The following is a 9,460-nucleotide window of genomic DNA, read 5'->3' on the forward strand; positions in this document are numbered from 1 at the left end:
GCTGGGTCGCGTAGCGGCCCCAAAACAGGTCTGCTGCGCAGTCCAGCGGGAGCAAGCTCCCTCGCCACAAGTTACTGGAAAGTGCCGCGATTCTGCGCGTTGCGCACAGAAACCTGGTCATTCAACGTCCAGAAGTCATACAGCACGCCCACAAAGAACAACCCGCCCGTCACCAGGTACAGCAAGCCGCTGATCCACTTCCCCTGATACATCCGGTGCACGCCGAACACGCCAAGAAACGTCAGCAGAATCCACGCCACGTTGTATTCGATCGGCCCGGCGGTAAACCGCAGGTCGGCTTCGCGGTCCATGGCCGGGATCAGAAACACGTCGATCAGCCAGCCAATTCCCAACAAACCGAAGGTAAGGAACCAGATCGTCCCGGTCACCGGCTTGCCGTAATAGAAGCGGTGAGCCCCCGTAAAACCGAAAATCCACAGCAGGTAACCGATCACCTTGCTGTGCGTATCTTGCTGCGAGCCAGCCTGTTGATAGGTGTTCATGAAGGACCTCGAATCACACGATAGATAAATATTCTTGAATTCTTTGTGACTTTTTTACAGGTTGCCGACGTATGGCAAATGTTACCGTGGCTCCCGTCAAAGCCTTATAGCACCTGACTTCTGTCCGACAATTGCGTCAATTTGCCGCTTATTTGGTTCCGTTGCCCCCAAGGTTGAATCGACCAACGGCCTCGGAAGGGACAAAAAAGCTGTTATAAAGTTTCGCGCTAACCCATATGAGCCTTGCCTAATGCGTCCATTTTTCAAGACATGGCTAACCATTTGCCTTTTGATGCCACTGGCCGCCCACGCCACCAATCGTGAGCAACGTCTTCCTAACGTTAATGGTTACACCCCAAAATCCCACGTTTCTGCTCCATCGAGCAAAAACAAACAAGCTGCAAAGCATTCGACTCAGCTGAGCAAAGACAACAGCAAACTTGTACCGCCCATGGCGAGCAAGGAAAGCAGCAACGTGTTGAGCCGCGCCGTGAACGTCCTCGGTACACCTTACCGTTGGGGCGGCAGCAGCCCAAGTAAAGGGTTCGATTGCAGTGGCCTGGTGAAATACGCGTTCAACGACGCCACGTTCGACCTGCCGCGCACGTCGAATGCGATGGCCAGCGGCCATGGCGAGAAAGTCGATCGCAGCGATCTGAAGCCAGGCGACCTGATTTTCTTCAACATCAAGAGCCGCCGGGTCAATCATGTTGCCATCTACCTGGGCAACGACCGCTTCATCCACGCACCGCGTCGTGGCAAGTCGGTCACCATCGACACCTTGAAGAAACCGTACTGGGAAAGCCACTACGTGGTTGCCAAGCGGGTCATGCCTAAAGAACCAGGGCAGATGCGCGTCGTACAGCGCTGATTTTGATGCCCACCCTCTCTTGAAGGCGGGCACTTGTGGCGAGGGAGCTTGCTCCCGCTCGAGTGCGTAGCGCTCGCAGTTTTTTGGGGTCGCTACGCAACCCTGCGGGAGCAAGCTCCCTCGCCACAGGTCAGCATTTCACCCCTCAGATCAGCGCTTCAACCCTCTGATTAAGCAATCCCCCTCAGAAATTATCCGGTGACCGCGCCTTCTCCCGCGCATGATCACGACTGATCAACCCCTTGCTCACCAGCTCCTTCAAGCACATATCCAGCGTCTGCATCCCCAGGTTCCCGCCGGTCTGAATCGACGAGTACATCTGCGCCACCTTGTCTTCGCGGATCAAATTCCGGATCGCCGACGTACCCAGCATGATTTCATGGGCCGCAATCCGCCCCCCGCCGATTTTCTTCACCAGTGTCTGCGACACCACTGCCAGCAACGACTCCGACAGCATCGAGCGCACCATGGATTTTTCGTCTCCCGGAAACACATCCACCACCCGGTCGATGGTTTTTGCCGCGGAGGTGGTGTGCAGCGTGCCAAACACCAGGTGACCGGTCTCGGCGGCGGTCAGCGCCAGGCGAATCGTCTCCAGATCGCGCATCTCCCCGACCAGGATCACGTCCGGGTCCTCACGCAGGGCCGAGCGCAGGGCGGTGGCGAAGCTGCGGGTGTCGCGATGGACTTCGCGCTGGTTGATCAGGCATTTGCGCGATTCGTGGACGAATTCGATCGGGTCTTCGATGGTCAGAATGTGGTGGTGCCGATGGTTGTTCAGGTAATCGATCATCGCCGCCAGGGTCGTGGATTTGCCGGAGCCGGTCGGCCCCGTGACCAGCACCAGGCCACGCGGGGCTTCGGTAATCTTGCGAAACACATCCCCCATCCCAAGGTCGTCCATGCTCAGGACCTTGGACGGAATGGTCCGGAACACCGCCCCGGCACCGCGATTCTGGTTGAACGCATTGACCCGGAAGCGCGCCACGCCGGGCACCTCAAAGGAAAAATCGGTTTCAAGGTGCTTCTCGAAGTCCACCCGCTGGGTATCGTTCATGATGTCGTAGATCAGCGCCTGAACCTGTTTGTGGTCCAGGGCTGGCAAATTGATGCGCCGCACATCGCCATCCACGCGAATCATCGGCGGCAGGCCGGCCGACAGGTGCAAGTCGGACGCGCCCTGTTTTGCGCTGAAGGCCAGCAGCTCAGTGATATCCATAGCACTCCTCAATTCCAGTAGAATGCCGCCAACCTCAGACCCGCTGGCGCCTCTTGAATGTCCACGATAGCAGACAACATCGTCCAGGTTAGTTCGCGCATAAACGCCGCCACACTCGCCGCCCACCGCGACGCGCACAGCGTCCAGCTGCTGGCCGTGAGCAAGACCAAACCCGCCGAGGCGCTGCGCGAGGCCTATGCCGCCGGGTTGCGCGACTTTGGCGAGAACTACCTGCAGGAAGCCCTGAGCAAACAACTCGAATTGGCTGACCTGCCCTTGATCTGGCACTTCATCGGCCCCATTCAATCGAACAAGACTCGTGCAATCGCCGAGCATTTCGCTTGGGTGCACTCCGTGGATCGCTTGAAAATCGCACAACGACTGTCCGAGCAACGCCCTGCCGATATGCCGCCGTTGAACATCTGCATTCAGGTCAACGTCAGCGGTGAAGCCAGCAAATCCGGCTGCACCCCGGCCGACCTGCCGGCCCTGGCCAAGGCCATCAGCGAATTGCCGCGCCTCAAACTGCGCGGGTTGATGGCGATTCCCGAGCCGACTGAAGACCGTGCTGAGCAGGATGCCGCTTTTGCTGCCGTGCAACAGTTGCAAGCCAGCCTCAATCTGCCACTCGACACACTTTCCATGGGCATGAGCCACGACCTCGAGTCGGCCATCGCTCAAGGCGCCACGTGGGTCCGCATCGGCACGGCCCTCTTTGGAGCCCGTGACTACAGTCAGCCGTGACCCCATGACCGACGCTTCTATTTATAAGGACCTGACATGAGCAAGACTCGTATTGCCTTTATCGGTGCCGGCAACATGGCCGCCAGCCTGATCGGTGGTCTGCGCGCCAAAGGCCTGGACGCCGCGCAGATTCGCGCCAGCGATCCGGGGGCTGAAACCCGCGCCAAAGTGAATGCCGAACACGGCATTGAAGTCTTCGCCGACAACGCCGACGCCATCCGCGACGCGGACGTGGTCGTGCTGGCGGTCAAGCCCCAGGCGATGAAAGCCGTCTGCGAAGCGATTCGCCCGAGCCTCAAGCCGAACCAACTGGTCGTGTCCATCGCCGCCGGCATCACCTGCGCCAGCATGAACAACTGGCTCGGCGCGCAACCGATCGTGCGTTGCATGCCGAACACTCCGGCGCTACTGCGTCAGGGCGTCAGCGGGCTGTTCGCCACCGCACAAGTGAGCGCCGATCAACGCCAGCAAGCGCAAGAACTGCTGTCGGCTGTCGGCATTGCGTTGTGGCTGACCGAAGAGCAGCAACTGGACGCGGTGACCGCTGTGTCCGGCTCGGGCCCGGCGTATTTCTTCCTGCTGATCGAAGCCATGACCGCCGCGGGCGTGAAGCTCGGCCTGCCCGCCGACATCGCCGCCCAACTGACCCTGCAAACCGCACTCGGCGCCGCGCACATGGCCGTGGCCAGTGATGTCGACGCCGCTGAACTGCGTCGCCGCGTGACTTCGCCTGCGGGCACCACGGAGGCGGCCATCAAGTCGTTCCAAGCCGGGGGCTTTGAAGCCCTGGTCGAAAAAGCACTCGGCGCCGCTGCGCACCGCTCGGCCGAGATGGCTGAGCAGCTCGGTCGCTAATCAGCTCTTACAAAGGAATCAATGATGCTTGGACTCAATGACGCTGCCATTTTCGTGATTCAAACCCTGGGCAGCCTGTACCTGCTGATCGTACTGTTGCGCTTCATCCTGCAGCTGGTCCGGGCGAATTTCTACAACCCGCTCTGCCAGTTCGCCGTGAAAGCAACCCAACCCCTGCTCAAACCTCTGCGCCGGGTCATCCCGAGCATGTTCGGGCTGGACATGTCGTCGCTGGTCCTGGCGCTGATCGTGCAGATGGCGCTGTTCGCGGTCATCCTGCTGCTCAGCGGCTACAAGGTCGACGTGCTGTTCCTGGCACCGTGGGCGCTGATCGGCATCTTCTCGCTGTTTTTGAAGGTGCTGTTCTACGCGATGATCATCAGCGTGATTCTGTCCTGGGTCGCCCCGGGCAGCCGCAGCCCGGCCGCCGAGCTGGTGACGCAGATCACTGAGCCAGTACTCGCTCCGTTCCGCCGGATCATTCCGAACCTGGGCGGCCTCGATATCTCGCCGATCTTCGCGTTCATTGCACTGCAGTTGCTGCAGAGCTGGCTGATTCCGCGCCTGGCTTACTACGCGCTGATGCCGAAGGAACTGTTTGGGCTGATCTGATTTCTGGCTGACCGCGTTATCGTTCATCGCGAGCAGGCTCACTCCCACAGGGGTTCCCATTCCATTGTGGGAGCGAGCCTGCTCGCGATGAATGCAGCTCGGTCCAGCCGAATGAAATCAGGTCCGGCCTTAGCTTGCTGCTAAAGGCAGCGGTCTTTAGACTTACGCCTCATTTCAACGAGAGCAGGGTCGATGCCAACTGCCTTTCCCGCCGATTCTGTTGGCCTGGTGACGCCGCAAGTGGCGCACTTCAACGAGCCCCTGGCCTTGGCCTGTGGCCGTTCGCTTCCAGCCTATGACCTGATTTACGAGACCTACGGCACGCTGAACGCCACGGCGAGCAACGCCGTGCTGATCTGCCACGCCTTGTCCGGGCACCACCACGCCGCCGGCTTCCATAGCCCCGACGACCGCAAGCCCGGTTGGTGGGACAGCTGCATCGGCCCCGGCAAGCCCATCGACACCAACAAGTTCTTCGTGGTCAGCCTGAACAACCTCGGTGGTTGCAACGGCTCCACCGGCCCCAGCAGCATCAACCCGGACACCGGAAAACCCTTCGGCGCCGACTTCCCGGTGTTGACCGTGGAAGACTGGGTACACAGCCAGGCACGCCTGGCTGACCGGATCGGCATCAGCCAGTGGGCGGCCGTCATTGGCGGTAGCCTCGGCGGCATGCAGGCGATGCAATGGAGCATCACCTACCCCGATCGCATCCGTCACTGCCTGGCCATCGCTTCGGCCCCCAAGCTGTCGGCTCAGAACATTGCGTTTAACGAAGTCGCCCGTCAGGCCATCCTCACCGACCCCGAATTCCACGGCGGTTCGTTCCAGGAAGCCGGGGTGATCCCCAAGCGCGGCTTGATGCTGGCGCGGATGGTCGGGCACATCACGTACCTGTCCGACGACTCCATGGGCGAAAAATTCGGCCGTGGCCTGAAGAGCGAAAAGCTCAACTACGACTTCCACAGCGTCGAGTTCCAGGTCGAAAGCTACCTGCGTTATCAGGGCGAAGAGTTCTCCGGGCGTTTCGACGCCAACACGTACCTGTTGATGACCAAGGCGCTGGACTACTTCGACCCGGCCGCCAACTTCAACGACGACCTGGCAAAAACCTTCGCCAACGCCAAGGCCCGGTTCTGCGTGATGTCCTTCACCACCGACTGGCGCTTCTCCCCTGCCCGCTCGCGGGAACTGGTGGACGCGCTGATGGCGGCCAAAAAAGATGTCTGCTACCTCGAAATCGACGCTCCGCAAGGCCATGACGCCTTCCTGATTCCGATTCCGCGCTACCTGCAGGCGTTCAGCAATTACATGAACCGCATTACGTTGTGAGAAAGCCATGAGAGCTGATCTGGAAATCATCCAGGAATGGATCCCCGCCGGCAGCCGCGTGCTCGACCTCGGGTGCGGTGACGGTGAGTTGCTGACCTGGCTGCGCGACAACAAGCAAGTGACCGGCTACGGCCTGGAAAACGACGCCGACAACATTGCCGAGTGCGTGGCCAAAGGCATCAACGTCATCGAGCAGGACCTGGACAAGGGCCTCGGCAACTTTGCCAGCAACAGCTTCGACATCGTGGTCATGACCCAGGCGCTGCAAGCCGTGCACTACCCGGACAAGATCCTCGACGAAATGCTGCGGGTCGGGCGCCAATGCATCATTACCTTCCCCAACTTCGGTCACTGGCGCTGCCGCTGGTACCTGGCGAGCAAGGGCCGGATGCCAGTGTCCGAGTTTCTGCCGTACACCTGGTACAACACGCCGAACATTCACTTCTGCACCTTCGGCGACTTTGAAGAACTGTGCCGCGAACGTGAAGCCAAGGTCATTGATCGGCTTGCCGTGGATCAACAGCACCGCCACGGGTGGGCCAGTAAGCTATGGCCTAATCTGTTAGGTGAGATCGGTATTTACCGCGTCAGCAGTCCAGGACTGCAGGATCACAAGATCGCGGTCTGAACCACGCTATTCCAAGGGAGAACGATCATGGGTCGTCTAGCGCTGCTGTTACTTACTGCCTGTCTGAGCATCACCGCCATGGCTGCCGACGCCATCAAAGGCGATCGCCAGGAACAATTTGGCGACACGACGGTGCACTACAACACCTTCAACTCCACGTTCCTGACACCGGACATCGCCAAGGCCGCGCAGCTCACACGCAGCAAAAACCAAGGCGTGATCAATATTTCGGTGATCAAGGACGGCAAACCGCAGATGGCCCAGGTCAGCGGCACGGTCAAAGACCTGACCAGCCAGAGCGTGAACCTGAATTTCCGCCAGATCACCGAGCAAGGCGCGATCTACTACATCGCCCAATACCCGGTTGAACAGCAGGAAACCCGCACCTTCGAGATCAAGGTGCAGAACGGTGACAAGATCAACACCATCAATTTCAACCAAGAGCTTTTCCCCGGCGAATGATGAACTTCACGCAACTCGTACTGGCCAGCCACAACGCCGGCAAACTCAAGGAACTCCAGGCCATGCTCGGCGATTCGGTGCAATTGCGCTCGATCGGCGAGTTCAGCCAGGTGGAACCTGAAGAAACCGGCCTGTCGTTCGTCGAGAATGCCATCCTCAAGGCCCGCAATGCCGCGCGCATTTCCGGCCTGCCGGCGCTGGCCGACGATTCCGGGCTGGCGGTGGATTTCCTTGGCGGTGCGCCGGGGATCTACTCGGCGCGTTACGCCGATGGCCAGGGCGATGCGGCGAACAACGCCAAACTGCTCAATGCCTTGAAGGACGTGCCGCAGGACGAGCGCGGCGCGCAATTCGTCTGCGTGCTGGCGCTGGTCCGTCACGCTGACGATCCGCTGCCGATTCTTTGCGAAGGCCTGTGGCACGGGCGGATTCTGCCAGCCGCCAGCGGTGAACACGGGTTTGGCTACGATCCGCTGTTCTGGGTACCGGAACGTGATTGCTCCAGCGCCGAGCTGAGCCCGAGCGAAAAGAACCTCATCAGTCACCGCGCCCGTGCAATGGATCTGCTGCGCCAGCGTCTGGGCCTGAAATGACCCACGACTCATCCGCGTCACCGCTGATCTACGGCGGTGCCGCACAATCGCCTCGGGCCGCGCTCCCCGTGCTGCCGCCCCTTGCGCTGTACATCCACATCCCGTGGTGCGTGCGCAAATGCCCTTATTGCGACTTCAACTCCCATACCGCCAGCCCGGTGCTGCCGGAGCAGGAGTATGTCGACGCCTTGCTGGCCGACCTCGATCAGGACCTGCACGCCGTGTATGGCCGTGAACTGAGTTCGATCTTCTTTGGCGGCGGCACACCGAGCCTGTTCAGCGCCGAAGCCCTGGGGCGATTGCTGGAAGGCGTCGAGCAACGCATTGCGTTTGCCAGTGACATTGAAATCACCCTGGAAGCCAATCCCGGCACGTTCGAGCAAGACAAGTTCGTAGCCTACCGCGCGCTGGGCATCAATCGCCTGTCGATCGGCATCCAGAGTTTTCAAGAAGAGAAGCTCAAGGCGCTGGGACGCATTCACAACGGCGACGAAGCAGTGCGCGCCGCCGGCATGGCGCGTCAGGCCGGGTTCGATAACTTCAACATGGACTTGATGCACGGCTTGCCCGATCAGTCGCTGGACGACGCCCTGAGCGACCTGCGCCAGGCCATCGCCCTGAAGCCGACGCATTTGTCCTGGTACCAACTGACGCTGGAACCGAACACGGTGTTCTGGAACCAGCCGCCTGTTCTTCCCGAAGACGACACGCTGTGGGACATTCAGGAAGCGGGTCAGGCGCTGCTGGCCGAGCACGGTTACGTGCAATACGAAGTGTCGGCGTATGCCCTGCCCGGTCGTCCGGCACGGCATAACCTCAATTACTGGAGCTTCGGCGATTTCATCGGCATCGGCGCCGGTGCCCACGGCAAGCTGAGCCATCCGGACGGGCGCATCGTGCGCACCTGGAAAACCCGTTTGCCGAAGGATTACCTGAACCCGGCCAAAAGCTACAAGGCTGGCGAGAAAGCGCTGACCAACGAAGAAATGCCGTTCGAGTTCCTGATGAACGCCTTGCGCCTGACTGAAGGCGTCGATTCCCGGCTGTATCCAGCGCGCACCGGGTTGAGCCTGGACAGCCTGGCCGAAGCCCGGCGTGAAGCCGAACAAAGTGGCTTGTTGCAGGTCGAACCGTCACGCCTGGTGGCCACCGAGCGCGGACAACTGTTTCTCAATGATTTGCTGCAAAAATTTCTGAGCTGATTTCAGCCTTAAGGGAAAACGAATGGATTTGATACTCGACCTGCTCGCCACCGTCTCCCGCTGGAGCCGCAGCAACCTGTCAGAAATTTCGCTGGCGCTGGTGGGCTGTTTGCTGGTGCTGTTCGGCGCGGACATCAAAGGTTGGGTCGACCAACGCCTGGGCAGCATCGCCGGCGCCTTGCGCGTCCCGCTGATGGCCCTGCTGTGCATGGTTGGCAGCGGCCTGGCGCTGATCTACGCCACGCCGTGGATCATCAAAGGCCTGAGCCAGTTCAACAACTACAGCCTGGCGCCGGTATTGCTGGTGGTGCTGGTGCTCATCGGCGTAGTCGCCGACCGCCGCTGATTTCATCTACAACCAAAAACAACTGTGGGAGCCAGCCTGCTGGCGATGGCGTGTCAGACACCTTGATGTCGACTGACACACCATCGCCAGCAG

The 9,460-nt window shown here is 60.2% G+C and carries 12 protein-coding genes; 10 read left to right on the forward strand and 2 right to left on the reverse strand.

Annotation, left to right across the window (positions count from 1 at the left end):
• Positions 1-71 precede the first annotated feature (71 nt).
• Positions 72-503, reverse strand: coding sequence for a TM2 domain-containing protein (locus EJA72_RS18115; RefSeq protein ID WP_157712785.1), 432 nt, complete (start codon positions 501-503; stop codon positions 72-74).
• A gap of 250 nt (positions 504-753) precedes the next feature.
• Between EJA72_RS18115 and EJA72_RS18120 the strand changes: the two genes are divergently transcribed.
• Positions 754-1,374 carry a C40 family peptidase gene (locus tag EJA72_RS18120; RefSeq protein ID WP_157712786.1) on the forward strand — a complete coding sequence of 207 codons (621 nt, stop codon included), beginning with the start codon at positions 754-756 and terminating at the stop codon, positions 1,372-1,374.
• Between the two features lie 184 nt (positions 1,375-1,558).
• Here EJA72_RS18120 and EJA72_RS18125 read toward each other — a convergent pair whose 3' ends face one another.
• Positions 1,559-2,593 carry a type IV pilus twitching motility protein PilT gene (locus EJA72_RS18125; RefSeq protein WP_157712787.1) on the reverse strand — a complete coding sequence of 345 codons (1,035 nt, stop codon included), beginning with the start codon at positions 2,591-2,593 and terminating at the stop codon, positions 1,559-1,561.
• Positions 2,594-2,650: 57 nt separating this feature from the next.
• Between EJA72_RS18125 and EJA72_RS18130 the strand changes: the two genes are divergently transcribed.
• From EJA72_RS18130 to EJA72_RS18170, 9 genes are all read left to right on the forward strand, one after another.
• Positions 2,651-3,337: a YggS family pyridoxal phosphate-dependent enzyme gene (locus tag EJA72_RS18130; RefSeq protein WP_157712788.1), complete on the forward strand. Its 687-nt coding sequence runs from the start codon at positions 2,651-2,653 to the stop codon at positions 3,335-3,337.
• A 36-nt stretch (positions 3,338-3,373) separates the two neighbouring features.
• A complete protein-coding gene (proC, locus tag EJA72_RS18135; RefSeq protein WP_157712789.1) occupies positions 3,374-4,192 on the forward strand; it encodes a pyrroline-5-carboxylate reductase in 819 nt (272 codons plus the stop codon).
• Between the two features lie 24 nt (positions 4,193-4,216).
• Positions 4,217-4,804 (forward strand): YggT family protein, encoded by a 588-nt coding sequence (locus EJA72_RS18140; RefSeq protein WP_157712790.1) that lies wholly within the window; start codon positions 4,217-4,219, stop codon positions 4,802-4,804.
• Positions 4,805-4,996: 192 nt separating this feature from the next.
• Positions 4,997-6,136 carry a homoserine O-acetyltransferase gene (locus tag EJA72_RS18145; RefSeq protein WP_157712791.1) on the forward strand — a complete coding sequence of 380 codons (1,140 nt, stop codon included), beginning with the start codon at positions 4,997-4,999 and terminating at the stop codon, positions 6,134-6,136.
• A 7-nt stretch (positions 6,137-6,143) separates the two neighbouring features.
• On the forward strand, positions 6,144-6,764 hold the full coding sequence (gene metW, locus EJA72_RS18150; RefSeq protein ID WP_157712792.1) for a methionine biosynthesis protein MetW: 621 nt from the start codon (positions 6,144-6,146) through the stop codon (positions 6,762-6,764).
• A gap of 27 nt (positions 6,765-6,791) precedes the next feature.
• Positions 6,792-7,226, forward strand: a complete 435-nt coding sequence (locus tag EJA72_RS18155; RefSeq protein WP_157712793.1) for a DUF4426 domain-containing protein — start codon at positions 6,792-6,794, stop codon at positions 7,224-7,226.
• Positions 7,223-7,819, forward strand: a complete 597-nt coding sequence (rdgB, locus tag EJA72_RS18160; protein WP_157712794.1) for an RdgB/HAM1 family non-canonical purine NTP pyrophosphatase — start codon at positions 7,223-7,225, stop codon at positions 7,817-7,819. Before EJA72_RS18155 ends, rdgB begins: the two co-directional genes overlap by 4 nt.
• Complete coding sequence (gene hemW, locus EJA72_RS18165) at positions 7,816-9,021, forward strand: radical SAM family heme chaperone HemW (protein WP_157712795.1); 1,206 nt, start codon at positions 7,816-7,818, stop codon at positions 9,019-9,021. The genes rdgB and hemW overlap by 4 nt, the downstream gene beginning before the upstream one ends.
• 22 nt (positions 9,022-9,043) lie before the next feature.
• Positions 9,044-9,367 carry a DUF3392 domain-containing protein gene (locus tag EJA72_RS18170; RefSeq protein ID WP_157712796.1) on the forward strand — a complete coding sequence of 108 codons (324 nt, stop codon included), beginning with the start codon at positions 9,044-9,046 and terminating at the stop codon, positions 9,365-9,367.
• The last annotated feature ends 93 nt before the right edge of the window (positions 9,368-9,460 follow it).

It is taken from the genome of Pseudomonas sp. PB120 (assembly GCF_009761815.1).
Taxonomy (GTDB): domain Bacteria; phylum Pseudomonadota; class Gammaproteobacteria; order Pseudomonadales; family Pseudomonadaceae; genus Aquipseudomonas.

Coding starts and splice junctions, on each gene's coding strand:
- EJA72_RS18120 (WP_157712786.1), top strand. CDS start 754: ATGCGTCCATTTTTCAAGACATGGCTAACCATTTGCCTTTTGATGCCA.
- proC (WP_157712789.1), top strand. CDS start 3,374: ATGAGCAAGACTCGTATTGCCTTTATCGGTGCCGGCAACATGGCCGCC.
- EJA72_RS18115 (WP_157712785.1), bottom strand. CDS start 503: ATGAACACCTATCAACAGGCTGGCTCGCAGCAAGATACGCACAGCAAG.
- EJA72_RS18170 (WP_157712796.1), top strand. CDS start 9,044: ATGGATTTGATACTCGACCTGCTCGCCACCGTCTCCCGCTGGAGCCGC.
- EJA72_RS18140 (WP_157712790.1), top strand. CDS start 4,217: ATGCTTGGACTCAATGACGCTGCCATTTTCGTGATTCAAACCCTGGGC.
- EJA72_RS18155 (WP_157712793.1), top strand. CDS start 6,792: ATGGGTCGTCTAGCGCTGCTGTTACTTACTGCCTGTCTGAGCATCACC.
- hemW (WP_157712795.1), top strand. CDS start 7,816: ATGACCCACGACTCATCCGCGTCACCGCTGATCTACGGCGGTGCCGCA.
- rdgB (WP_157712794.1), top strand. CDS start 7,223: ATGATGAACTTCACGCAACTCGTACTGGCCAGCCACAACGCCGGCAAA.
- EJA72_RS18125 (WP_157712787.1), bottom strand. CDS start 2,593: ATGGATATCACTGAGCTGCTGGCCTTCAGCGCAAAACAGGGCGCGTCC.
- metW (WP_157712792.1), top strand. CDS start 6,144: ATGAGAGCTGATCTGGAAATCATCCAGGAATGGATCCCCGCCGGCAGC.
- EJA72_RS18145 (WP_157712791.1), top strand. CDS start 4,997: ATGCCAACTGCCTTTCCCGCCGATTCTGTTGGCCTGGTGACGCCGCAA.
- EJA72_RS18130 (WP_157712788.1), top strand. CDS start 2,651: ATGTCCACGATAGCAGACAACATCGTCCAGGTTAGTTCGCGCATAAAC.